Source organism: Streptomyces sp. NBC_00354 (genome assembly GCF_036106915.1).
GTDB lineage: Bacteria > Actinomycetota > Actinomycetes > Streptomycetales > Streptomycetaceae > Streptomyces.
In genome coordinates this window covers 3,183,172-3,206,882 of record NZ_CP107983.1, presented here as the reverse complement: position 1 = coordinate 3,206,882, position 23,711 = coordinate 3,183,172, and the positions used below count along the sequence as shown (strand labels likewise).

Genomic DNA, 23,711 nt, shown 5'->3' with positions numbered 1-23,711 from the left:
CCGGTGCGGGTGCTCCGCGCTGCGGACGTGGCGAAGGCGCGCCCGGGGGAGTCGGGCGCGCCTTGTGGTGCCGCTAGTGCAGGGACTCGGAGGAGCCTGACGGGCGGGGGCGGTCTTGGGGCATGTCCATGTCCATGTCCATGTCCTCGGACTTGCGGTCCGGGTTCTTCGCCTGGCTCTTGGCTTCCTGCATCTTCTGCTTGGCCTGCTCCTTGAGCTTGTTGGCCTTGTCCTGCGGCGGCTGCTTCTTGACCATGCCGGTTTCGCTCCTCGAAGAGGGTGAGGGGACGTCCACTGGGGACGTCCACCACCCTGGCACCGGGTGGTGACTCCCGCATTTCGAAGCGTTACTCTCCGTGACTAGTCAAGCGAAGTCGGCCTTTGCCAGCACCGTGCCGTCCGGGGTGAGGAGGTTGGCCCCCGCGAGGGTCGTGGGGTTCACATCGGCCGCCGCGACCCAGTAGCCGTAGCCGCCCTGGAGCGAGAACGTGCCGAGGCGGGTCGTCGTGCCGTCCTTGTTGACGAGTACGCAGCTGACCTCCGGCGTCGTCTTCTCCAGGTCCACCGACATGTACACCCAGCCCTGCTGGCCCGGATGGGCGAAGACCCGGCCCACCTGCCCGCCGTCCGCCATCAGCGGCGCCTGCAGCAGCTGCGCGTTCGCTTCGGCCGCCGGGGACGCGGGGCCCGAGGCCTGCTCGATCACCGTGCCCGCCGCCCAGCCGGCGAAGCCGCACGCCACGGCCAGCGCCGCCGCCGCGACCGCGACCCGGGGCCGCAGCAGCCGGCGCCGGGCCGGCACGGGCTGCGGGGGAGGCTGCTGCGGCGCCGGCCGGAGGGCGGTCGTGACGCGGCTCTCGAAGCCGACCGGGGGCTCCGTACCCGGCAGTAGGCCCAGCAGCCCGTCGCCGACCGAGGCCAGCTGCTCGATGTGCACCCGGCAGCCGGGGCACCGGTCCAGGTGGGCGACCGCACGGGCGCGCTCCCGGGCCGGAAGGATGTCCAACGCCAGCTCGGCGTCGAGCTCCCTCAGCTGCTCGCAGGTCATCTCGCTCATCGCCGGCTCTCCTCGGCCCCCAGGGTCCTGCGCAGCTTGTGCATGGCCGTCCGGATCCGCGTCTTGGCCGTCCCCAGCGGGATCCGCTCCATGTCGGCGACCTGCTGCGCGGTCATCCCGTAGATCCCCGCCATCACCAGGGCGCGGGCCTGCTCCCGGGGCAGGGCCGCCACGGCGGTCCGTATCCCGGCCGACGTCTCGGCGGCGAGCGCCTGCTGCTCGGGGGTCTGCGTCACGATGTCGAGGAGGGCGTCCAAGTCCTCGGGGGCGACCGGGTTGGCCCGGCGGGCCCGGACCGCGTCGATCGCCAGATGGTGCGCGATCGCCGTCAGCCAGGTCCGTACCGAACCGCGGCGCGCATCGTAGACCTGGGCGTGCCGCCACGCCCGCTCGAACGTCAGCTGGGCGATGTCCTCGGCGAGCTGCGCATCTCCGACCACGGCGATGGCCACGCCGAACACCGTGCGCTGGAAGCGGCGGACGAACGCGACGGCGATCTCGGGATCACCCGTCGCCAGGCCCGACAGCAGTGCTTCGTCCGGCGCACGCCCGAGCGGGAGGCCCATTCTCTGCACATCAGTGGATACGTTCGGCCTCCCCGAATGGATTGGTTCGGGTTCGCGCGGAAACACCCCTTCATTCTGCTCCTCTCCCGGCCGCCGTTCCCGTTCGCAATCTCCCGGCGGCGGTCAGCCGTATCCCTGCCATGACAAGGACACGCACCACCCGGACCACCCGTGTGGGAACGGGGCTGGCGGCCGGAGCGCTCGCGGGGCTGCTGGCCGCCTGCGGGGGCGGCGGCGACGGAGCCGGAAACGGCCCGGCGGCGCCGCCCGCCCCACCCGCGCCCGCCGCGACGCAGGTCACGGCGGACCTCAGCGACTTCCACATCGCCCTGTCCCAGAAGACGTTCACGGCAGGGGCCTACTCGTTCACCGTCAACAACACCGGCCACCACGACCACGCCCTGGAGGTCGAGGGACCGGGCGGGGAGCAGCGCTCCAAGACCCTGGCACCGGGGGAGAGCGGGAAGTTCGACATCACCCTGAAGGACGGTACGTACGAGCTCTACTGCCCCGTCGACGGGCACAAGGACCTCGGGATGAAGGCGGAGATCACCGTGGGCGGCGCCGTGAACGGCTACTGAGCGTCCCGCCGGCGGCGGTAGGTTGCGTGCATTCGTTACCCGGCGCAGCCGGGAGCAGTCGGCGGGAGCGGTCGAGGGGAGGGGTATGCGGCACAGGGCGGCCGAGGCGATCGACGCGGGCGAGCGGCTGCATGCGGCGGCCGGCGCGCTGCTGGCCGACCACCGGCGGGCCGTCGAAGCCGTACGGGAGGCCTGGGCGCCGGTCCACGCGGAGCTGGCCCGCCTCGAGCTGCGGCGGATCCCCGTCGACCGGCTGGCCCAGGTCACCGAGGGGCGGCTGCGGGTGGCCGCCATCGAGGCGGCCGGGTTCGACACCGTGCAGCAGGTGCTGGACGCCGGACGCCACCGGCTGCGGCAGATCCCCGGGGTCGGGCAGCAGACCGCCGACCAGGCGCTGGGCGCCGCCCGGCAGCTCGCCGAGGCCGTCGGGGAGACCGTCGCCGTGCACCTCGACGTGGACCGCCCCGAACCCCGGACCACCGCACTCGTGACCGCCCTGCAGCTCCTCGTCGAGGCCGGGCCCGAAGCCCGCCGGGCCGTCGCGGCCGCCCGGCAGCTGGACGCCGGGCTCGGGCCGCTGCTCGCCGAAGCCGGGCCCGCCGCAGGCCGGCTGCGGATGTGGTTCGCGGGACGGGAGCGGCGGGATCGCGCCCTGGCCGCCGTCGGGGAGATCGGCCGGCTGACCGCGCAGGCCGCCGGGAGCGGGGTGCCCGTACTGCTCGGACAGGCCTCGGTCGACCTGCTGCGCGGCCCCGCCGACGAGTCGGCCGCCTGGGTCGACTTCGAGCTGCGCTCCGCCGAGTACTACGGGCTGCTCGCGGAGCTCACCGAGCGCCGCGGGAGCGGCCCCGACCCGGCCGCCGCCCAGGGGTTCCTGCCCGAAGCGCTGGCCGAACGGGTCCGCGCCCAGGACCTCGACGAAACGCACCGCCGGGTCTCGCTGCGCGGGTACCAGTCCTTCGGCGCCCGCTTCGCCCTCGCCCAGCGGCGGGTGATCCTCGGCGACGAGATGGGGCTGGGCAAGACGATCCAGGCGCTCGCCGCCCTCGCGCACCTCGCCGCGCAGGGGCAGCGCCACTTCCTCGTGGTCTGCCCGGCCGGCGTCCTGATCAACTGGACCCGCGAGATCGAGGCGCGCAGCACCCTGCGCGCGGTCGCCCTGCACGGCCCCGGCCGGCACGACGCCTTCGCGGACTGGCGGGGGGAGGGCGGGGTGGCCGTGACGACCTTCCAGGCGCTGACCGGATTCCCCGAACTCGCCGCCGAGGAGCTGGGGATGCTCGTCGTGGACGAGGCGCACCACGTCAAGAACCCGCGCGCGCAGCGCTCCCTGGCGGTCGCCGCCTGGGCCGCCCGCTGCACGTACGTCCTCTTCCTCACCGGCACCCCGATGGAGAACCGGGTCTCCGAGTTCCGCAGTCTCGTACGGATCCTGCAGCCCGAGGCGGTCTCCGGGATCGGGGACGTCGACTCGGTCGCCGGGTCCAAGGCGTTCCGCAAGGCGGTGGCGCCCGCGTACCTGCGGCGCAACCAGCGCGACGTACTCGCCGAGCTGCCCGAGCTCCAGTGGACCGACGAGTGGGAGGAGCTGAGCGCCGCGGACCGGGACGCCTACCGGGCGGCGGTGCGGGCCGGCAACTTCATGGCGATGCGCCGGGCCGCGTACGCGAAGCCGGAGAAGTCGGCGAAGCTGCAACGGCTGCGCGAGCTGGTGGCGGACGCCGCCGCCAACGGGCTGAAGGTCGTGGTGTTCTCCTCCTTCCGCGAGGTGCTCGGGGCGGTCGAGGAGGCGCTGGGGCGCCGGCCGCACGCAGGCAGCGGCCTCCTCTTCGGGCCGATCTCCGGAAGCGTGCCGCCGGCGCGGCGCCAGCGGCTCGTCGACGGGTTCGGCGCGGCGGCCGGGCATGCCGTACTGCTCGCGCAGATCGAGGCGGGCGGCATCGGGATCAACCTGCAGGCGGCGTCCGTGGTGATCCTCTGCGAGCCGCAGGTCAAGCCGACCATGGAGCAGCAGGCGGTGGCCCGCGCCCACCGGATGGGCCAGGTGCGCGCCGTACGGGTGCACCGTCTGCTGGCCACGGACGGGGTGGACCAGCGGATGCTGGAGGTGCTGGAGCGCAAGGCCCGGCTGTTCGACGCGTACGCCCGGCGCAGCGTGGTGGCGGAGTCGGCGCCCGAGGCGGTCGACGTCTCGGACACCTCGCTGGCCCGGCGCATCGTCGAGGAGGAACAGGCGCGGCTCGGTGCCGCCCGCTGACGCCGAGGCGCCTGGCGGGACCGCCGGACGGAGTCCGGCGCAGCGGCGCGAAGCCGGTGAGGCCCGCCAGGGCCGAGGCGTGCGAGCGGCGCGTCAAGAATCAAAGACCGCGGACCGAGGCGATCGTGAAGGACGCCGGCGTACCCGGGCCCATGGGACCGCCCTTGTCGAACTGGGAGCGGACCACGAGCGTGCGGCCCGGGGTGTGGCTCAGCGTGGTCGGGATCTGCAGGGACGGGTCGGTGATCGTCCGGGTCAGCCGGGCCCGGGTGCCGTCGGGGCTCAGGTGCCACCGGGTCAGGGTGTTCGTGGTGTTGTGGGCCACCCGCAGGGTGCCGTCGGGGGCGAGGTCGAGGCCGTCGGCGTGGGTGAGGTCGCCGCCCTGGAGGGCGACGCGGGATATCGCGCCGGTGCGCAGGTCGATGCGGTGCAGGTCGCCCGCGGTCATGTCCACGGTCAGCAGGAAGCGGCCCGCCGGGTCCGAGACGATGCCGTTGAGGGCGAAGCTGCCCGCCGGGGACGGGGTCAGGTGCCCGCTCAGGTCGTACGCGGGGAGCAGCGCGCCCGAGCCGGCCGCCAGCTGGGCCGGGGTGATGCGGTAGATCACCGAGCGGACGCTGTCCGTCAGGTAGGCGGTGCCGTCCGGGGTGATGGCCAGGTCGTTGACGAAGAGCCCGCCGCTCCCGGCGACCTCGAAGTGGGCCAGGCGCCTGCGGGACGCGGTGTCGTAGACGGAGACCCCGGAGGTGGAGTCGGTCACCCACAGGCGGCCGCGGGCGTCGACGCGCAGGCCGTTCGCCGTGTGGCGGCCGTCGGTGCCGGCGGGCAGGAACACCTCGGCGGTGCGCTGTCCGGGGCGGGCCCGGTAGACGGTGCCGTCCGCGTACGAGCCGACGTAGACGGTGTGGTTGCGGGGGTCGGTGGCTATGCCTTCGGGGTAGACCTTCTCGCCGGGGAGGGTGAAGGCCGTCGAGATCCGGTTGTCGTAGGCCGGGGCGGGGGCCGACGCAGCCGGGGCAGCCTGCGCGGCCGGGATCGCGCCCAGGGTGAGCGCCGTGGTCAGGATCAGGAACGTGGCGGGCAGGAACTTCTTCAGCACAGCGAGTGTCCTCTTCCGAGTAGGTGAACACGAAGATAGGTTAGAGCTCTAATGCTTGCAAGGGCCTTAGGATGCGGGGATGACCTCCATGCCTCCCGAGGAGCGCATCGGCTCGCACGTCAAGCGCGCCGAGCAGGCGCTTCTCGCGGCCAAGAACGCTGCGCTCAAGCCCGCCGCAGTAACGGTTCCGCAGTACGCCGCGCTGCTCTGGCTCTCCGAGAAGCCGGGGATCTCCGCGGCCGCGCTCGCCCGGCTGTGCGGGGTGACGCCGCCGACCATGAACACCGTGCTGAAGAACCTCCGGGAGCGCGGGCTCATCGAGCGCACCCCGCACGAATGGCACCGCAACGTGCTCGAGACCCGGCTCACGGAAGAGGGCCGGGCCGCGATGGAGCTCGCCGACGCCGGCGCCGTACGGGTCGAGCGGGCGCTCGCCACCGCGTTCTCGGCCAAGGAGCGGGAGCAGCTGATCAGCCTGCTGGGGCGGTGCGCGGAGGCGCTCGACGCCCAGAGGTGAGTTCTGCTGTCGGGGTTCCGGACGGATGAGATTCCGACCATGTTTTTGACGGGTTCTGGAACTGTCCGTGGGATTCGCACATCAGGGCTGAAGGGATACCCAGCCGTTCTGTCCCGGCCCGGGGCAGTCATGACCGTTCGGAGCGAAGTTCGTGCACCAAGACCCGCCCCGGCGTTCCCGCCGGGCGATATGGATATCCGCCGTCGTGGCCTTCGTGCTGCTGCTCGGCGGCGGAGGCTTCGCCGCCTGGAAGCTCGAGTGGTTCTCCGGCAACGGCGAATCCGTGAGCTTCGGCAAGGCTCCCGCGTCCGCCACCCCCGATGCGGGCAAGCCGTCCCCGGGTGCGCCGTCGGCCTCTCCCACGCCGACCGGCGATCCGGACGTACTCCTGCCGACCGGCCCGAAGTCCGACTTCAAGCAGACCGCCAAGCTCGACGACGGCACGATCATCGCGAAGACCCGCCTCGCGGGCGCGAAGTCCGGCTTCGAGGGCGACGTCTGGGTGTGGACGCCCAAGGAGTACGACGAGGCGAAGTACGAGAAGAGCGCCTTCCCGGTGCTCATCGCCCTCCCCGGCGGCAACGGCTTCCCCAGCAACTACTGGGCCGACCGCAGCCTGGGCCTGCAGAAGGCCATCAGTGAGGGCGTCCAGGCCGGTACCAGCCTGCCGTTCATCGTGGTCATGCCGGTGCTGAACCCGGACAGCAAGTACTACTACGACGGCGCCGACATCCCCGGCCAGCCCAAGATGGGCACCTGGATCGCCGAGGACGTCCCGGCGTTCACCAGGGCCAACTTCCGTACGTACCAGTCCCGCGACGGCTGGGCCTTCATGGGCTCCTCCTCCGGCGCCTTCGTCGGCATGAAGACGGTCCTGCAGTACCCGGACCGGTTCAAGGCCGTGATCGCCAGCGGCGGCGAGATCGTTCCCGACTCCCCGCTCTGGAAGGGCCACCAGGCGGAGATGGACGCGAACAACCCCGAGAAGCTCGCGAAGAAGCTGATCGACGGCAACGGCCCCGAGGTCTACATCAACTTCCAGGTCGGCACCAAGGAGACCGGGAAGGAGCGGATGGCCAAGTTCCAGCAGCAGTACGGCAAGGGCCCCGTCAAGATGACCATCCGCGACATCCAGAACGGCGAGCACAACGGCTGGCACTACGTCCGGGGCATGAAGGAAGGCTCCCTGGAGTGGATCAGCAAGGTGCTCAAGGGCCCGAAGCCCCAGGCCGGCTGACCAGTCGGCTGACCAGGCCGTACGCACGGAGCCCGGGAGCGGGGTGGCGCAGGCCACGTCCCGCCGGTCCCAGGCAACCCATCCGATCGTTGACACCTCTGTAAGGGGTGTAAGGGGGACCGATCGGTCTGACCCGCGCTCTTCGGGAGCGCCGGAGAAGGAACGGGACAAAACCGTGCAGCATGACCAGCTTCAGGGTGACGGCGACCTCATGACCGAGGAAGGCCCGCTGACCACGGGCCGTCGCCGCCCCAAGCGCCTGCGCAGGCTTCTGATCGGCGGTGCGCTGGCGTTCACGCTCGCCGCCGGCGGCGGCGCGGCGGCGTACAAGTACGGGCTCTTCTCGGACATAGGGGATCCGGTCTCCTTCGGGAAGGTGCAGGAGTCGGCCGCCGCGGCCGAGGAGATCCGGCCGGGGGTGAGCATGCCGACCGGGCCGAAGTCCGAGTTCGTCCGGACCTACCGGATGCCCGACGGCACGCAGATCGGCCGGACGACCCTGACCGGCGCGAAGTCGGGGTTCACCGGTGACGTGTGGGTGTGGGTCCCGAAGGAGTACGACGAGCCGAGATACGCCAAGAGCGCCTTCCCGGTGCTGATCTCCCTGCCCGGCGGCCGGGGCTACCCCACGAACTACTGGGGGACGGGCCCCGGCCTCGGCCTCCAGAAGGCCGTCAGCGACGGGGCGAAGGCCGGTACGAGCCTGCCCTTCATTCTGGTCATGCCGGTGCACAACGCGGACACCAAGCACCACTTCGACGCCTCGGACATCCCCGGCGAGCCCAAGATGGGCACCTGGATGGCCGAGGACATCCCGGATTTCACGAAGGCCAATTTCCGGACCTTCACCTCCCGGGACGGGTGGGCCTTCATGGGCTCCTCCGCGGGCGGATTCGGTGCGTTCAAGCACGTCCTGAAGTACCCCGACCGGTTCAAGGCGGCCATCGCGAGCGGGGTCGACATCGTCCCCGATTCCCCGCTGTGGAAGGGGAACACGCAGGCCATGGACGAGAACAACCCCGAGAAGCTCGCCGAGAAGCTGATCAAGGAGGGTGGTCCGGACGTCTACATCAACTTCCAGATCGGCACCAGGGAGACCGGCCGCGAGAGGGCCGAGAAGTTCATGAAGGAGTACGGAAAGGGCCCCGTGCACACCCAGCTCCAGGTGATCCAGGATGGTGAGCACAACGGAAAGTCGTACGTACGCGGTATGAGGGAGGGTGCTCTGGAGTGGATCAGCAAGGTCATGCTCGCACCGACCCCCGACCCCGGCGTGCGGTGAACGTAGTCGTCAAGGGTGCGTCGGCGGCGGCCGCCGCCGGGGTGGCGGCGGCCCTGGCCGTTGGCTTCCTCAAGGCGACGGACGTGGACGCGCACGCGGTGCACGCCTTCCCCGGCGTCGGCGTGCTCATGGCGAACGGGGAGCACTGGTGCACGGCGAGCGTCGTCGACAGCCCCAAGGGCACGGTCGTCGCGACCGCCGCGCACTGTGTGGCCCCGGCGGGCGAGGACGGCGAGCCCGGAGCGGTCGCCCCCGACGGCCGGGCCATCGGCGATCTCTCCTTCGCCCCCGCCTTCACCGGGGAGGGCGTGGGCCGCCAGCCCCTCGGGGTGTGGAAGGTCCGCGCGGTCCACGTGGACGAGCGCTGGACCAGATGGGGCGAGGACACCGCCGACTTCGCCTTCCTCAGCATCGAGCCGGACGAGGACGGCCGCGGCGTGCAGCAGGCGGCCGGCGGCGCCGAGGAGGCCCCGAAGCCCGACTGGACCTCCGGGTACGAGCGCGAGGTGACGGTCGTCGGCTACCCGGAGTCGGACCGCAACCCGCAGAACAAGCCCATCTCCTGCACCACGCAGACCAGCCACGACCAGCAGGACCCCGCGATGCTGTACATCAGCTGCGCGGGCTTCTGGTCGGGCACCAGCGGCAGCCCCTGGATCGCCGACCGGGGCGGTCCGGGCCGTCCCGGGCGGCTGATCGGGGTGCTGAGCGGCGGGGAGACGGACGTGGACTCCACGGCCGCCCTGTTCGACGAGAAGGCCAAGGCGCTGTACGAGCAGGCCGCACGGGACTGAGCCCGGGCCGGGCCCCCGCTACTGCCTGCGCTCGGTGCTGACGATCACGCACACCGCCGCGACGACGACCGCACCGCCGACCAGGATCGGCCAGGTCAGGGCCTCGTCGAGGATCAGCGCACCCAGCGCGACGGCGACGACCGGATTGACGTAGGCGTACGTGGCGACCAGCGACAGCGGCGCCGACTGGAGCAGCCACGCGTACGCCGTGAAGGCGACCAGCGAGCCGAACACGACGAGGTAGCCCAGCGCCAGCCAGGAGGCGGTGGAGTAGCCGGCCCAGTCCAGGTCCTGGTGCTCGCCGCGCAGCAGGCCGACGAAAATGCCGCCGGCCCCGCCCGCGAGCATCTGGTACGCGCTGCCCGTGAACGGGTTGCCCGGCAGCGACAGCTTCGACGCGGAGAACGAGCCCAGCGACCAGAGCACCGACGCCACCAGCACCAGCAGCACCCCGGAGAGCTGCACCGCACCGCCGATGCCCGGACTGGTCAGCACCGCGAGCCCGGCGAAGCCCAGCACTACGCCGCCCAGGGTGTGCAGCGGCGGCCGGTCGCCGGTGGCGGTCCGCAGCACCACCAGCCACATCGGCACCGCCGCGATGAGCAGCGCGGCCAGGCCGGACGGCACCTCGGTCTCGGCGAGCACGACGAGGCCGTTGCCGCCGAGGATCAGCAGCAGGCCGACCACGACCGCCGAACCGACCTGGGCGCGGGTGGCCCGGAGCGCGGCCGGCCCGTACCGCCAGGCGACGAGGCCGAGCAGCAGCAGGCCGGCCGCGATGAAGCGGGCACCGGCGGAGAGGAACGGCGGCATGGTCTGGACGACCACGCGGATGGCGAGGTAGGTGGAGCCCCAGAGGACGTAGACGAGGGCGAGCGCGGTCCAGACGGCGCCCGTGACCCTGCGGGCGGTGGATTCCGGCGGCTTGCTCTCAGCAGTCTCCGAGGTGCGCATGACGGGATCCTAGGGTCGTTGGCGCCTACACGCTTCCTGAGTCTCAGCCCTTGAGCAGGGCGTTCAGCTCGCCGTACGGGAGGGAGGCGTCGAGCGCGGTGTACGTGCCGCCCGCGATCAGCTCCTCGGCGGCGCGGCGGACCACGTCGTACGCGGCCGACGCGACCCAGGAGCCGAGGCTGACGCGGGCGACGCCGAGGGCGCCGAGCTCGGCGACGGACGGGGCGCCGGGGCCGACGAGGATGTTGAGCGGCGCGTCGATGCCCTTGGCCAGCTCGGTGACGGTGGCCGGGTCGGTGACGCCGGGGACGAAGATGCCGGTTGCGCCCGCGCGGAGGTAGGCGGCGGCGCGGGCGAGGGTCTCGTCGAGGCGGTTCGCCTCCTCCCCGAGGCCGAAGAGGAACGTGTCGATGCGGGCGTTGATGTACAGCGGGACCCCGGCGGTGTCGGCGGCGGCCCGGGCCGCGGCCACCCGCTCCGCGTGGTCGGCGGCGGCCCGGGTGCCGTCCTCGATGTTGATGCCGACCGCGCCGGCGGCGAGCACCCCGGTGACCGTCTCCGCGACCCCGGCGGGGTCGGCGCCGAAGCCGCCCTCGATGTCGGCGGACACGGGGACGGAGACGGCCTCGGCCACCCGGGCGACGAGGTCGAGGGCGCGGTCGCGGGTCAGGGCGTCCCCGTCGGGCGCGCCGAGTGACCAGGCGACACCGGCGCTGGTGGTGGCGACGGCGGGGGCGCCGGCGGCCTCGACGAGGCGGGCGCTGACTACGTCCCAGGCGTTGGCCAGGGCCAGCGGCGCGGCGGGGGTGTGGAGCGCGGTGAAGCGGCGGGCGAGATCAACGGTGGTGGTCATGGGCCCAGTTCAGCAGACCGGGCCCGGCCCCGGCTGGCGATTTTCCGACGTGTAGGGGGCGCCGGCCCCCGGGCACCCGCGCCTCGAGCGTCGGCGGGGCCGGATGTGCCGGCGGGGGCTGGACTACGCGAGGCCTCCCTTCAGGCCTGCTCCGCACAGGGGGAGGACCGTCGTGCGGCCCTGCAGGGGGTCGGTGGGCGCGAGCGGGCCCACCGCCGCCCAGCAGGCCGCCGCCGTCGGCTCCACGAAGAGCCCGCGCTGCGCCAGGTCCCGCTGGGCCGCGCGCAGGGCCGGTTCCGGGACCGTCAGGAAGGTGCCGCCGGACTTGCGGACCGCCGCCAGGATCTGGCGGGCCCGCGGAGGGGCCGGGATCGCGATGCCCTCGGCCAGGGTGGGCCGCTGTTCCACCGGGTCGGCGTCCTCCGCGCCCGCCGCGAAGGCGGTGGCGAGCGGGGACACCGCCTCCGCCTGTACCGCGATCAGCGCCGGCGGCTTCACCCCGCGCCGGGCCAGCTCCTCGACCGCCAGCGCCGCCCCCAGCAGCAGGGTGCCGTTGCCGACGGGGACGACGAGGGTCTCCGGGAGCCGGCCGCCGAGCTCCTCCCACACCTCGTACGCGTACGTCTTGGTCCCGTGCAGGAAGTACGGGTTGAAGACGTGGCTCGCGTAGAAGACCCCCGGGAGGCCGGCCGCCTCCCGGGCCGCCACCGCCGTCGCCTCCCGGCCGCCCGGTACGACGCGGACCGCCGCCCCGTGCGCCCGCATCTGCTCCGTCTTCTTCTCCGAGGTGCCCTCGGGCACGAAAACTTCACACTTCAGCCCGGCCCGCGCGCAGTACGCGGCCACGGCCGTCCCCGCGTTCCCGCTGCTGTCCGCGACGACCCGCTCCGGAGCCAGCCGCCGGGCCAGCTCCGCGAGCATCACCGCGCCGCGGTCCTTGAACGACAGCGTCGGCATCAGGAAGTCGAGCTTGGCGTGAATCCGCTCCCCGAGCGGGACCAGCGGGGTGTTCCCCTCCGACAGCGTCACGGAGAACGCCCCCGGCAGCGGCAGCACGGACCCGAACCGCCAGAGCGAGTTGGGTCCGGCGGCCGGTTCGAGCGGACTGGCCGGATCCGGTGTGAAGTCGAGATCCCACGGTCCGCCGCAGAGCGGGCAGCACCAGGGCGCCGTCCGGGCATCCGCGCGCGTGGCGTCTTCGGGGCAGACGTAGCCGGGCAGTGCGTGCGTCATGTGCAGAGCGCCTTTGCTCATTCATGGCCGTTGTATGGCACGGATGTTACGCGTTCGCCGTCCTCTTGTGGTGGGGCGAACGCGTGGGTCAACCTTTTGGAGGCGGCAGCCCGGCAGACCCCGAAGCGGTTGTCATGCCCATGTCTTTCTGCCGCCTCACCCCCCGCAATGCACCACCTATGAGGAGGACCCCTCACATGTCCGTGATGCGTCACACCCGCCGGAAATTCGCCGGCATCAGCGCGACCGCCGTCGTGGCCCTCGCGCTCGGCGCGGCCGCCGCGTTACCCGCCTCCGCGGCCGACAACGGCCCCCAGGGCGTCGTCGAGAACGCCGGCGCCCCCGGCTCGGTCGCCGGCAGCTACATCGTGACCCTGAAGGACTCGGCCGCCCGCTCCACCGCCGACAGCGGCAAGGCCGTCGCCCAGCGCTACGGCGCGACGATCGGCAGGACCTACAGCGCCGCCCTCAACGGCTACTCCGTCAAGGTCTCCGAGGCGCAGGCGAAGAAGCTCGCCGCCGACCCGGCGGTCAAGTCCGTGGTGCAGAACCGGACGTTCACCGTCGACGACGCCCAGGGCACCCAGCCCAGCCCGCCCTCCTGGGGACTGGACCGCATCGACCAGCACCCGCTCCCGCTCGACAACAGCTACACCTACCCGGACAAGGCCGGCGAGGGCGTCACCGCGTACATCATCGACACCGGCGTCCGCATCACCCACGGCGAGTTCGGCGGCCGCGCCTCCTACGGCTACGACGCCATCGACAACGACAACACCGCCCAGGACGGCCACGGCCACGGCACGCACGTCGCCGGCACCGTCGCGGGTACCTCGTACGGCGTGGCCAAGAAGGCCAAGATCGTCGGCGTCCGCGTCCTCGACAACAACGGCTCCGGTACGACGGAGCAGGTCGTCGCCGGCATCGACTGGGTGACGCAGCACGCCGTCAAGCCGGCCGTGGCGAACATGTCGCTCGGCGGCGGAGCCGACTCCGCGCTCGACACCGCCGTACGCAACTCCATAGCCGCCGGCATCACGTACGGCGTCGCCGCGGGCAACGAGTCCACGGACGCGAGCACCAAGTCCCCGGCGCGCGTCGCCGAGGCCATCACGGTCGGCGCCACCACCAACACCGACGCCAAGGCCAGCTACTCCAACTACGGCTCGATCCTGGACATCTTCGCCCCGGGCTCTTCCATCACCTCCTCGTGGGGCACCGGCGACACCGCCACCAACACCATCTCGGGCACCTCGATGGCCACGCCGCACGTCGTGGGCGCGGCCGCCCTGTACCTCTCGCAGAACCCCTCGAGCACCCCGGCCCAGGTCTCAGCGGCCCTGGTGGCCGCGGCCACCCCGAACGTGGTGACCGGCCCCGGTTCCGGCTCCCCGAACCGCCTGCTCTACGTGGGCGGCGGCACCACCCCGCCGAACCCGGGCACCCGCTTCGAGAACACCGCCGACTACGCGATCAACGACAACGCCACGGTCGAGTCGCCGCTCACCGTCAGCGGCGTCTCCGGCAACGCCCCGGCGGCGCTGAGCGTTTCGGTCGACATCAAGCACACGTACACCGGTGACCTGAAGGTCGACCTGGTCGCCCCCGACGGCTCCGTGTACACCCTGCACAACCGCAGCGGCGGCAGTGCGGACAACATCATCAAGGCCTTCACCGTCAACGCCTCCTCGGAGGTTGCCAACGGCGTGTGGAAGCTCCGTGTGAACGACAACGCCAACATCGACACCGGCAAGATCGACTCCTGGGCGCTCCAGTTCTGACCCACCGGGGGTGAACGCGGCCCAAGGCCGCGGTGAACTGCGGGGGCGACCGTCACGGCGGTCGCCCCCGCTGCGTACTATTTCGCGCATTCGTTCGCGCCCCCTGTGATGGAGCACCCCGCCCCGTGAGCACCCCGCCCCCGCCCTACTGGCCCGCTCCGCCCCCGCAGCAGGCGTACCGGGAGCCCGCTCTCAACGGCTTCGCGCTCGCGTCGCTGCTGGTCGGGCTGTTGTGCGTGCCGCCGCTCGGGGTCGTCTTCGGGATCGTGGCGCTCGTCCAGATCGCGCGGAGGGGAGAGCGGGGCAGGGCGCTCGCCATCGCGGGTCTGGCGGTGTCGCTCGCGATGACCGCCGCCGTCGTCTTCGCCGCGGACCGGGTGGCGGAGCGATTGTTCGACCGGCTGGACACGCTCCAGCAGTTCGAGGGCGTCGAGGGCGAGTTGACCCCGGTGGACGACATGCGCGCCGGCGACTGCTTCAACGTCCCCCGCGGAGACCTGCTCGACGAGAGCCCGCTCATCTACCGGATCGCGTGCACGGAGGTGCACGAGGGCGAGGTCACCTCCTCGACCCGGTTCGACGACACGGTGTTCCCGGGCGGGCCCGAGCTGAAGAAGACCGCCACGGACACGTGCTGGAAGGCGCAGGACGCGTACGCGATGGACTCGTGGGCGCTGCCCTCGTATGCGGAGATGTTCTACTTCGCGCCCTCGCGCGAAGCATGGAGCGGCGGCGACCGGCGGCTGCTTTGCGTCATCGGCACGGCGGAGCGGGAGCACCGCGGAAGCCTGCGCAAGGACGCCGGGACGCTGAAGCCGGAGCAGGTGGCCTTCCTGCGCGTGATGAACGAGGCCGACCTGGCGCTGGGGGGCGGGCCGGAGGAGGAGCTCGACGAGGCGCTGCCGCAGTACCGGGAGTGGGCCCGCGAGGTCGACCGGGCGCTGGCCGCGGAGGCGGGGCTGCTGGACGGGGTGAAGGCCCGGCCGGAGCTGGCCGGGCCGGCGCGGGCGCAGCTCAAGGGGGTCGAGGCGGCGCGGGCGGCGTGGCAGCGGGCGGCGAAGGCGACGAAGCCGGCGGAGTTCCAGGACGCGTGGGACGCGGCCTCGGGTGCACTGACCGTGGACACGGAGAAGGCGCTGCGCGGGGCGTACGGGCTGTCGACGAGGGTGCCGGACTGGCTCGCGGGGCAGCCGGGCGACTCGGACGGCGGCTCGAAGGGCGATCCTGACGGCGAGTCGGACGGGTCCTCTTCGGCCTCGGTGTGAGGAGCCGTTGAGGATAGCGCGCGGTAACGCGCGGTAACGGGTTTCAGTGACCTGGCTTCATCACTTCGGGTGAAACTCTGGCCCTTGCTTGCGGTCTACAACCGTCGGTTGCCAGGGTGTAGCTGTCTGTCAACCTGATGGGAGTGGCCAGTGACTTTCGGTGAGCAGCCGGCCTATCTGCGCGTCGCCGGGGATCTGCGACGGAAGATCGTCGATGGGTCCCTGCCCCCGCACGCCCGGCTCCCCTCGCAGGCCCGGATCCGCGAGGAGTACGGGGTCTCCGACACCGTGGCCCTGGAGGCGCGCAAGGTCCTCATGGCGGAGGGGCTGGTCGAGGGCCGGTCCGGGTCGGGTACGTACGTACGGGAGCAGCCCGTGCCGAGACGGGTCGCGCGCTCGGGATACCGCACGGGCGGGACGTCGACGCCGTTCCGGCAGGAGCAGGCCGAGGCGGGCGCTCGGGGCACCTGGGAGTCCGGCAGTGAGCAGACGGCCGCACCGGCGGAGATCGCCGAGCGGCTCGGCATCGAGCCCGGCGAGCGGGTGATGCGGACGCGGTACGTGTTCCGCGACGCGGGGGAGGCGATGATGCTGTCGACCTCCTGGGAGCCGCTCGCGGTCACGGGCCGGACCCCGGTGATGCTGCCGGAGGAGGGGCCGCTCGGGGGCTCGGGGGTCGTCGACCGGATGGCTGCGATCGACGTCGTCGTGGACAACGTGGTGGAGGAGGTCGGGGCGCGGCCCGGCCTGGCCGAGGAGATCATGCTGCTGGGCGGGGTCCCGGGCCATGTGGTGCTGGTGATCGGCCGTACGTACTTCGCGTCCGGGCGGGCGGTCGAGACCGCCGACGTGGTGGTCCCGGCGGACCGCTACCGCCTCTCGTACCACCTGCCGGTCCGGTGAGCGGACAGGGCGCGCCAGGGCGTTGACCGGGCGGCGGGCGGTGACGCGGGGGCGCGGGGCGTAACCCCGGGGCCGTGTCCACGCGTGACGGGGTGTCATGGACTGCCGCAAGGCGCCGCAGGAAGGTGCGGTGGTGCTGTCGATGCCCACGGTGCGCCGGTTCTGAACCGGCGTACACAGCCCTGTCGTACGCATGGCCGGATGCGTACGCCTGCGAGGTACCTCTTCGTGAAAAACCGTATCCGCTCCGTAAAGGTCGGGCGTAAGGTCGGGCATATGCGCAATGCGGTTTCCCGGGCAGGTACATCGGCGGAGGGTGAAACGCGATGAACGACAGCGGTGCCCTGCTCCCATGGCTGGTCATACGTCAGGACGACAACGGCAACCGCTACCGGGTGGGCCGGTACCCCACCCGGGCCGAGGCCCAGAAGGTCGCCGACGGCCTCGAAGACGGAGGCCACAAGCAGCTGTACTGGGTCGAGCGGACCGGTCAGACGGCCACGACGAACTGAGTATCCGCGCGTTGGCATAGGCTCCGCCCCATGACGGTACGAGTGGTCGTGGGCGGAGCCCTTTGTCATGAGGGCCGCCTGCTGGCCGCCCGCCGCAGCGCACCCCCGGAGCTGGCCGGACGCTGGGAACTGCCGGGCGGGAAGGCCGAGCCGGGCGAATCCGTCCCCGAGGCGCTCGTACGCGAACTGCGCGAGGAGCTCGGCGTGGAGGCCGAGCCGCTGGAACGGATCCCGGGGGAGTGGCCGCTCAGGCCCGGGCTCGTCCTGCACGTGTGGACCGCCCGGCTGCTGTCCGGGGACCCCGCGCCGCTGGAGGACCACGACGAGCTGCGCTGGCTCGGGCCCGGGGAGCTGGACTCGGTGGACTGGCTCGACCAGGACCGGCCGGCCGTCGCCGAGGCCGGACGCCGGCTGCGTGCCGAGCGCGCCGAGCGCGACGAGCAGCACAGCAGGTCGCACGGGGGCGCGTGACGCGCGTGCGCTGGGCCGTCTGCGCCACAGTGCGCCGGTGCGTGAAGGATCGGGTGGTACGGCGCCTCGAATATCGGGTATGTCGCTATTAGTCCCTATCGTGTACTGCCCCTCGTGGCTCTGTCCCTGATGAATCGGACTGGGGTCGTTGCCGGCCCGGGAAGTGATCGGCGTGATCGACACAGACGGTGAATGCGCCGAGTGGGCCTTCCCCGCCGAACCCGGCGCCGTCCGCACCGCCCGGCACGCCGTGCGTGGCACGCTCGGTTCCTGGGGTCTCGACTCCGTCGGCGACGTCACCGTCCTGCTGGTCAGCGAGCTGGTCACCAATTCACTGAGGTACGCCTCCGGCCCCATCGGCGTCCGGCTGGTGCGGCGCAATCCGGCCAGTGGAAGTGTGACGGGGGGTGCCGCCTTGCTCGTGGAGGTTTCCGATCCGCTTCCGGATCCGCCCCGCGAACGGGTCGCGAAGCCGGACGACGAGGGTGGCCGGGGACTTCACCTGGTGGCGTCCTCCGCGCAGCGCTGGGGGACGCGGCACGGGAAATCGGGCAAGACCGTGTGGTTCGAGTTGGCACTTCCTGGTGAGTAACAAGGTGAAGGATGGCCGACGATCACAGGGCATGGCTCGAAATAGTCGGGACCTTTTTGTGATCGTGAACGCCGTGCCGTGCGGGGCCGTGGTGCTGAATACTTCGGTCATGGCCGGTCCGGTTGCGGTGAGCTGGAGGGGACGGTCGCGTGAGCGAGATACCTGCGCAGGCACATCAGGCCGGTGTGCCCGGGGAGACATGGCACGACTCCCTGTGGCACAGCAGCCCGCCTGGCTCGATATATGACTACATAAAGGTCGCGTCCTTCTCCATCGGACCCGACGGGCTCATCGATCAGTGGAGCCTGCGCGCCGAGGAGCTGTTCGGGCTGACCGCCGCACAGGCCGTGGGCCGGGACCCGGTGGACGCCTTCATGCCGCCGGAGCTGCGCGCCGGCGGACACCGCAGGGTGGCCGAGATCCTCGACGGCAAGGAATGGACCGGCCTCGTCCCCTTCCGGATCCCCGGCGGGAACGGCGCGCACGGCGTGGCCGAGATCTATGTGATGCCCACCCAGACCGAGACCGCCGAGCGGGCCGCGCTGTGCGTCGTGGTCGACGTACGCGCGCTGCGCCGGATCGAATCCGATCTCGCCGCCTCGCAGGCCATATTCGGCCAATCTCCTTTCGGCTTCCTGCTCTTCGGCACGGACCTCACCGTGCAGCGGGCCAACCGCCGTTTCGCGACCGTCTTCGGCGGCGCCGTCGAGGAGCACCGCGGCCGCACGGTCCACGACTACCTCCCGCCCCAGGAGGCCGACCGGATGGCCGAGGCCCTGCGGCGGGTCCTGGAGACCGGCGACTCCGTCACCGACCTCCAGATCACCGGCGCCGCCCCCGGCAGCCGGGAGCACCGCCACTGGTCCATCAACCTCTACCGCGTCCACGGCGGCACCGGCCGCCCCATCGGCGTCGCAGGCCTGGGCACCGACGTCACCCGCCGCCACCTCGCCGCCCGAGAGGCCGCCGGGGTCCGGCGCAATCTCGCGCTGCTCAACGAGGCCGGGCACCGCATCGGGAACTCCCTCGACCTCGAGACCACCGCCCGCGAACTGCTGGACGTGACCGTCCCGGGCTTCTGCGACCTCGCCGCCGTCGACCTCTACCAGGGGCTGCTGCTCGGCGACGACGACCGGCCCGCCCGGCCGCAGGGCCCCGGCGTGCCCTCGCTGCCGCCCGGGCTCGGCGCCGGCCGGGCGCCCTCCGCGCCCCTGCGGCGCGTCGCCTTCGCCTCGGCCGTGTCGGACGCCCCGCTGTCCGGTCCGGGCGCGCTGGTCTCCGTAGGGGAGATCCACCGCTACCCGGCGGCCTCGCCGGGCGCGCTCGCCCTGCGGACCGCGCGGCCGAGGCTGATCGAGGGCGGCGGATCGGACGACCTCGTGCAGTCGACGCTCGTCGTACCGATGGTCGCGCACGACACCGTCGTCGGGCTCGCCCAGTTCTCCCGTACGAAGGGCAGCGAGCCCTTCGGCGAACGGGACCGGGCGGTGGCCGTGGAACTCGCCGCCCGGGCCGCCGTCTGCATCGACAACGCCCGCCTCTACCGGCGCGAGCACGAGCGGGCGCTGATACTGCAGCGCAGCCTGCTGCCGCCCGGGGACCCCGAGGCGGCCGGCCTGGACATCGCCTGCCGGTACCTGCCGGGGAACGCGGCCACCGAGGTCGGCGGGGACTGGTTCGACGTCATCGAACTGCCCGGGCACCGCACGGCGCTGGTCGTCGGCGATGTCATGGGCCGCGGGCTGCGGGCGGCCGTCGCGATGGGCGAACTGCGCACCGCCGTACGGACCCTGGCGCTGCTGGACCTGGAACCGGCGGAGGTGCTGACCGCGCTGGACGAGATCGCCCGCGGGCTCGGCGCGCCCGGCGGCTCCCAGCAGGCCTCCCGGGCGGCGCTGCACTCGCGGGACGCGGACCGCTCCGAGGTGTACCTCGCAACTTGCGTGTACGCCGTCTACGACCCGGTGACCCGGCGCTGCACCATCGCCAACGCCGGCCACATGCCGCCCGTGCTGGTGGAACCGCCCGAGCCGGGCGCGCCGCCGCGGCCCGCACTGCTGCTGGAGGTGCCGCCCGGGATGCCGCTGGGAGTGGGCGGGGAGCCGTTCGAGGAGGTGGAGGTGGACCTCCCGGAGGGGGCACTGCTGGCCCTGTACACGGACGGGCTGGTGGAATCGCGGGACCACCCGCTGGAGGAAGGGCTGCGGGGGCTGCGCGACGCGCTGTCCGACCCGGTGCGGCCGCTGGAAGACGTGTGCGACCACGTGCTGAACACGCTGGACACGCGGCACGGTGAGGACGACATCGCGCTCCTGATGGCGCGGGTGCAGGGGCTGCCGGTGGAAGCGGTGGGGGACTGGCAGCTGCCGCGCGAGGCGCGGTCGGTCGGCCGGGCGCGGGAGCTGGCACGGGCGAAACTGCCGGGCTGGGGGCTGGAGGGGCTGCTGGACACCACCGAGCTGCTGGTGAGCGAGCTGGTGACGAACGCCCTGCGGTACGGGGAGGGCGAGATCCGGCTGCGGCTGCTGCTGGACCGCACCCTGGTCTGCGAGGTCTGGGACGGCAACCTGGTGCAGCCGCGGCGCCGCCGGGCCCGGGACACGGACGAGGGCGGGCGGGGGCTGCAGCTGGTCGGCATGCTGTCGGCGGGCTGGGGCACGCGCCGCACCCACCGGGGGAAGACGGTCTGGTTCGAGCTCCCGCTCCCGGGCGCGGCGGCGGAGGCGGTCTCGGAACTCTCGGCCGAGCAGCTGCTGAGCATGTACAACGGCTGACCGCGCCGCTGCCGGGGCTCCGCCCCCCGGCAGCGGCCGCGCAGCGCTTTCGTCAGGCGGCCTTGCGGGATTTCAGGGCGGCGAGGCGGGCTTCGACCTCCGAGGTCTTGTCGAGGTCGTCCAGGGCCTCGAACTGGGCGTCCAGGGAGGACGCCGCCAGTTCCTGCCGGCCCAAGGCCCTGGCCTCCTCCCGGCGCACCTTGTCCTCGAAGCGGGCGATGTCGCTCGTCGGGTCCATGACGTCGATGTTCTTCACCGCGTCCAGCATGGTGTTCTGCGCCTGCGCGGTCTTCGCCCGGGCCACCAGCTCGTCCCGCTTGGCCGTCAGCTCGGTCAGCTTCTCCTTCATCGCGTCCAGCCCGGACTTGAGCTCGTCCACGACCTCCGTCTGCGCGGCGATCGTCGGCTCCGCCGTCCTCGCCTCCTTCTCCGACCGGAGCTGGCGGCCGAGGGCGACCTTCGCGAGGTTGTCGAACTTGTCCGCATCCGCAGTGGACCCCCCGGCCCGCAGTCCGTCCGCCTTCCGGCTCGCCGCGAGCGCCTTGGCGCCCCATTCCGCGGCCGCCTCCACGTCCTCCTTGTGGTCCGCCTCCAGCATCCGCAGATTGCCGATCGTGGTGGCGACCGCCTGCTCCGCCTCCGTGATGTTGTCCGAGTAGTCGCGGATCAGCTGGTCCAGCATCTTCTGCGGATCCTCCGCCTGGTCCAGCAGCGCGTTGATGTTCGCCTTCGCGAGCTGGGTGACACGGCCGAGGATGGTCTGCTTGCTCATCGGTGACCTTTCACGGGGTGAGGGAGAGTGGATCAGAAGCGGCCGCCGCCACCCATGCGGCCACGGGTGCCGCCGCCGCCGAAGGAGCCGGGGCCTGGTCCGCCGCCCCCGAAGCCTCCGCCCCCGAACCCGCCGCCGAAGCCCCCGCCTCCGCGGCCGCCGCCCAGGATCTCGCCCAGGATGATCCCGCCGAGGACCGCGCCGCCCATGCCGCCGCCCTGCTGCCGCTGCCCGCCGCCGTACGGGTTCTGGTACGCCCGTACGTCCTGCTCCGCCAGCTGCTGCGCCTGCCGCGCCAGGCCGTCCGCCTGCTGCGCCTGCGCCAGCGCCGCCGCCGGGTCCGAGCCCGCGAGGGCCGCCGACCGCTCCATGCGCCGCTGTGCCTCCGCCAGCCGGGTGCGGGCCTGGCTGCCGACCGCGCCCCGGCTCGTGGTGATGTAGTCCGCCGCCGCGCCGATCGCGCTGCGCGCCGAGAGCACCGCCTGGTCCAGCAGGGCGGCCGCCCGCCGGCCGCCCGCCTCGCGCTCCCGGGCCCCGGCCAGCGCCTCGTCGAGGACGGCGTCGGCCTCCTCGACCCGGCGCAGGGCATCGATCGGGTCGTACCGGCCGGCCTCCTGCGCCCGCCGTACGTCGGCCAGGACCGCCTCCGCCCGGCCGATGCGCCCGCGCAGATCCGCCGTGGAGGCCCCTTCCGCGGTGCCGGTCAGCAGGCCGCGGGCATCGGCGAGGTCGGCGTCCGTCTCCGTGAGCGCCCCGGGCAGCTTCCCGGCCGCCTCCGCCAGTTCCTGCGCCCGCCGCTCCACCGCGTCGACCAGCGTCGCCGCCTGGTCCACCGCGCCCTCGGCGGCCCGTACGTGCACGGCCGCCTTCCCGTTGTCGCCGCCCTCGATCGCCGCCCGGGCCTCGCCGAGGCTGGTCGTCGCGAACAGCAGCCGGTCCTCGGCCTGTTCGGCGTTGGAGGCCACCGGCGCGGACGCCGAGTCCGCGTAGCGCCGGGCCAGCGCGGTCAGGGTGGCCTCGGCCGTCGCCGTACGGCCCGTCAGGGCCCGGAAGTGCGCCTCCACCGTCGCCACGGCCTGCGGGGCGTTCTTCTCCAGGTCCCGCAGCCGGTCGAAGTCCGCCGACTCGGCGTCGAGCCGCCGGTTCGCCTCCGTACAGCGGGCCACGATCTCGTCGAGCATCCGCCGCCGGGTGGGGTCGTCCTCGGGATACGCGTCGTCGAGCTGCTGGCGCAGCCGGAACGCGGCCGTCAGCTCGCTCTGCGCGAAGGCCAAGGCCTCGGTGAACGTGCCGACCGCCGCGTCGCCGAACTGCGCCGAGGCGAAGCCGAGCTCCTCGGTGCTGGTACGGATCGCGTCGTCGGTCTCCACCAGCAGGGCCTTGGCCTTGGCGTCCAGCTCGGGCAGCGGCAGGGCGGTCGTGGTCGCGGGCTGCTCGCCCCAGCCCGTCGTGCTGCCGGCCCAGCCGGCCTTGCGCTTGCGGCGGCTGTACGCGTACGCCCCGAGGGCGCCGGCCGCGCCGACGACGACCACCGGGAGCACGTAGTCCCCGGCTCCGTTGCCCTCGCCCGAGCCGCCGCCGGGGTTCGCCACGCCGGGGGTGACGGCGGGCACGGGTACGGGCTTCCCGGCGAGCACGGCGCCGTACCCGTCGGCGGCGCCGATCGCAGCGCCCGCCCAGTCGTTCTGCTTCAGCGCGGGCTCGATGGCGCTGCGGGCGACGTCCGCGAGCTGCTCCTGGGTGAACCCGGAGTCGACATCGGCCGAATAGGCGTACTGGCGCGCCCCGGTCGCCACCGCCAGCAGCACGTCGTCCTGGCCGAGGCCGTTCTTCTGCGCGGTGGCGTCCGCCCAGCTCTGGGCGGAGCGCCCGGAGAAATCGTGCACGTACGTCACGAAGAGCTGGATGCGATGGTCGGCGTACAGCTTGTCCAATGCGGCGGTGACGGCGGCCTTCCGGTCGCCGAGGGCGCCCACGCGGTCGGTGATCTGTCCCTGCTGGGACAGGGTGACGGGATCGTCGGCCCGAGCGGCCGGCGCCCCGGCTACCCTCCACCCGCCGAGCCCCAGCAGCGCGGCGGCCAGCACGAGCCCGACCCGTACGGACATCCCGGCGGCGGTGCGTCTCTTCGACCTGCCTCTGGGCGCCATCACATTTGGGAGAGTATGGGTGCTTTCGACCCCTCGCATCCGGAGCACCGCACGAGGCACG

At 72.7% G+C, this 23,711-nt stretch carries 22 protein-coding genes; 13 read left to right on the top strand and 9 right to left on the bottom strand.

The window, feature by feature from the left end; genetic code table 11:
- Positions 1–73 precede the first annotated feature (73 nt).
- The 3 genes from OHT74_RS14100 to OHT74_RS14090 all read right to left on the bottom strand — a co-directional run bounded on the left by OHT74_RS14100 (position 74) and on the right by OHT74_RS14090 (position 1,623).
- Entirely contained in the window at positions 74–256 is a 183-nt protein-coding gene (locus OHT74_RS14100) for a hypothetical protein (RefSeq protein ID WP_266664182.1), read from the bottom strand.
- A gap of 108 nt (positions 257–364) precedes the next feature.
- Positions 365–1,057 (bottom strand): anti-sigma factor family protein, encoded by a 693-nt coding sequence (locus tag OHT74_RS14095; protein ID WP_266664180.1) that lies wholly within the window; start codon positions 1,055–1,057, stop codon positions 365–367.
- Positions 1,054–1,623, bottom strand: coding sequence for an RNA polymerase sigma factor (locus tag OHT74_RS14090; protein WP_133896993.1), 570 nt, complete (start codon positions 1,621–1,623; stop codon positions 1,054–1,056). The genes OHT74_RS14095 and OHT74_RS14090 overlap by 4 nt, the downstream gene beginning before the upstream one ends.
- A 140-nt stretch (positions 1,624–1,763) precedes the next feature.
- Here OHT74_RS14090 and OHT74_RS14085 point away from each other — a divergent pair, with 140 nt between their 5' ends.
- Both OHT74_RS14085 and OHT74_RS14080 read left to right on the top strand, forming a co-directional pair.
- Positions 1,764–2,204, top strand: a complete 441-nt coding sequence (locus OHT74_RS14085) for a copper-binding protein (protein WP_266996835.1) — start codon at positions 1,764–1,766, stop codon at positions 2,202–2,204.
- An 85-nt stretch (positions 2,205–2,289) separates the two neighbouring features.
- The gene (locus OHT74_RS14080; protein WP_328620400.1) at positions 2,290–4,461 is read left to right on the top strand and encodes a DEAD/DEAH box helicase; all 2,172 of its coding nucleotides are present in this window, start codon (positions 2,290–2,292) and stop codon (positions 4,459–4,461) included.
- A 100-nt stretch (positions 4,462–4,561) separates the two neighbouring features.
- Here the strand turns inward: OHT74_RS14080 and OHT74_RS14075 are convergent, their stop codons facing one another.
- Positions 4,562–5,560, bottom strand: coding sequence for an SMP-30/gluconolactonase/LRE family protein (locus tag OHT74_RS14075; RefSeq protein ID WP_266664173.1), 999 nt, complete (start codon positions 5,558–5,560; stop codon positions 4,562–4,564).
- Between the two features lie 79 nt (positions 5,561–5,639).
- Here OHT74_RS14075 and OHT74_RS14070 point away from each other — a divergent pair, with 79 nt between their 5' ends.
- The 4 genes from OHT74_RS14070 (at position 5,640) to OHT74_RS14055 (ending at position 9,390) form a co-directional block, all read left to right on the top strand.
- Positions 5,640–6,077: a MarR family winged helix-turn-helix transcriptional regulator gene (locus tag OHT74_RS14070; RefSeq protein WP_266664171.1), complete on the top strand. Its 438-nt coding sequence runs from the start codon at positions 5,640–5,642 to the stop codon at positions 6,075–6,077.
- A 205-nt stretch (positions 6,078–6,282) separates the two neighbouring features.
- A complete protein-coding gene (locus OHT74_RS14065) occupies positions 6,283–7,314 on the top strand; it encodes an alpha/beta hydrolase (RefSeq protein WP_328620399.1) in 1,032 nt (343 codons plus the stop codon).
- 175 nt (positions 7,315–7,489) lie between these two features.
- Positions 7,490–8,596 (top strand): alpha/beta hydrolase, encoded by a 1,107-nt coding sequence (locus OHT74_RS14060; protein WP_266664167.1) that lies wholly within the window; start codon positions 7,490–7,492, stop codon positions 8,594–8,596.
- Positions 8,593–9,390 (top strand): trypsin-like serine peptidase, encoded by a 798-nt coding sequence (locus OHT74_RS14055; RefSeq protein WP_328620398.1) that lies wholly within the window; start codon positions 8,593–8,595, stop codon positions 9,388–9,390. Before OHT74_RS14060 ends, OHT74_RS14055 begins: the two co-directional genes overlap by 4 nt.
- Positions 9,391–9,408: 18 nt before the next feature.
- Here OHT74_RS14055 and OHT74_RS14050 read toward each other — a convergent pair whose 3' ends face one another.
- From OHT74_RS14050 to OHT74_RS14040, 3 genes are all read right to left on the bottom strand, one after another.
- Positions 9,409–10,344 carry an EamA family transporter gene (locus OHT74_RS14050; RefSeq protein WP_328620397.1) on the bottom strand — a complete coding sequence of 312 codons (936 nt, stop codon included), beginning with the start codon at positions 10,342–10,344 and terminating at the stop codon, positions 9,409–9,411.
- A 43-nt stretch (positions 10,345–10,387) separates the two neighbouring features.
- Entirely contained in the window at positions 10,388–11,197 is an 810-nt protein-coding gene (locus OHT74_RS14045; protein ID WP_266664161.1) for an isocitrate lyase/PEP mutase family protein, read from the bottom strand.
- 123 nt (positions 11,198–11,320) lie between these two features.
- Entirely contained in the window at positions 11,321–12,430 is a 1,110-nt protein-coding gene (locus OHT74_RS14040) for a threonine synthase (protein WP_266664159.1), read from the bottom strand.
- A 197-nt stretch (positions 12,431–12,627) separates the two neighbouring features.
- On the opposite strand from OHT74_RS14040, the gene OHT74_RS14035 reads away from it, so the two are divergent.
- The 7 genes from OHT74_RS14035 to OHT74_RS14005 all read left to right on the top strand — a co-directional run bounded on the left by OHT74_RS14035 (position 12,628) and on the right by OHT74_RS14005 (position 20,728).
- Positions 12,628–14,211, top strand: a complete 1,584-nt coding sequence (locus tag OHT74_RS14035; RefSeq protein WP_328620396.1) for a S8 family peptidase — start codon at positions 12,628–12,630, stop codon at positions 14,209–14,211.
- Positions 14,212–14,336: 125 nt separating this feature from the next.
- Positions 14,337–15,476 carry a DUF4190 domain-containing protein gene (locus OHT74_RS14030; RefSeq protein WP_328620395.1) on the top strand — a complete coding sequence of 380 codons (1,140 nt, stop codon included), beginning with the start codon at positions 14,337–14,339 and terminating at the stop codon, positions 15,474–15,476.
- A 150-nt stretch (positions 15,477–15,626) separates the two neighbouring features.
- The gene (locus tag OHT74_RS14025) at positions 15,627–16,379 is read left to right on the top strand and encodes a GntR family transcriptional regulator (protein WP_266664153.1); all 753 of its coding nucleotides are present in this window, start codon (positions 15,627–15,629) and stop codon (positions 16,377–16,379) included.
- Between the two features lie 326 nt (positions 16,380–16,705).
- A complete protein-coding gene (locus tag OHT74_RS14020; RefSeq protein ID WP_266664151.1) occupies positions 16,706–16,891 on the top strand; it encodes an SPOR domain-containing protein in 186 nt (61 codons plus the stop codon).
- 30 nt (positions 16,892–16,921) lie between these two features.
- Complete coding sequence (locus OHT74_RS14015; RefSeq protein ID WP_328620394.1) at positions 16,922–17,362, top strand: (deoxy)nucleoside triphosphate pyrophosphohydrolase; 441 nt, start codon at positions 16,922–16,924, stop codon at positions 17,360–17,362.
- Positions 17,363–17,525: 163 nt separating this feature from the next.
- On the top strand, positions 17,526–17,954 hold the full coding sequence (locus tag OHT74_RS14010) for an ATP-binding protein (protein ID WP_266633254.1): 429 nt from the start codon (positions 17,526–17,528) through the stop codon (positions 17,952–17,954).
- 158 nt (positions 17,955–18,112) lie between these two features.
- Entirely contained in the window at positions 18,113–20,728 is a 2,616-nt protein-coding gene (locus OHT74_RS14005; RefSeq protein WP_328623314.1) for a SpoIIE family protein phosphatase, read from the top strand.
- A gap of 52 nt (positions 20,729–20,780) precedes the next feature.
- On the opposite strand, the gene OHT74_RS14000 is transcribed toward OHT74_RS14005, so the two are convergent.
- Together OHT74_RS14000 and OHT74_RS13995 are read right to left on the bottom strand one after the other, a co-directional pair.
- The gene (locus tag OHT74_RS14000; RefSeq protein ID WP_266664147.1) at positions 20,781–21,500 is read right to left on the bottom strand and encodes a PspA/IM30 family protein; all 720 of its coding nucleotides are present in this window, start codon (positions 21,498–21,500) and stop codon (positions 20,781–20,783) included.
- Between the two features lie 32 nt (positions 21,501–21,532).
- Positions 21,533–23,650, bottom strand: coding sequence for a TPM domain-containing protein (locus OHT74_RS13995; protein ID WP_443047703.1), 2,118 nt, complete (start codon positions 23,648–23,650; stop codon positions 21,533–21,535).
- Between the last annotated feature and the right edge of the window lie 61 nt (positions 23,651–23,711).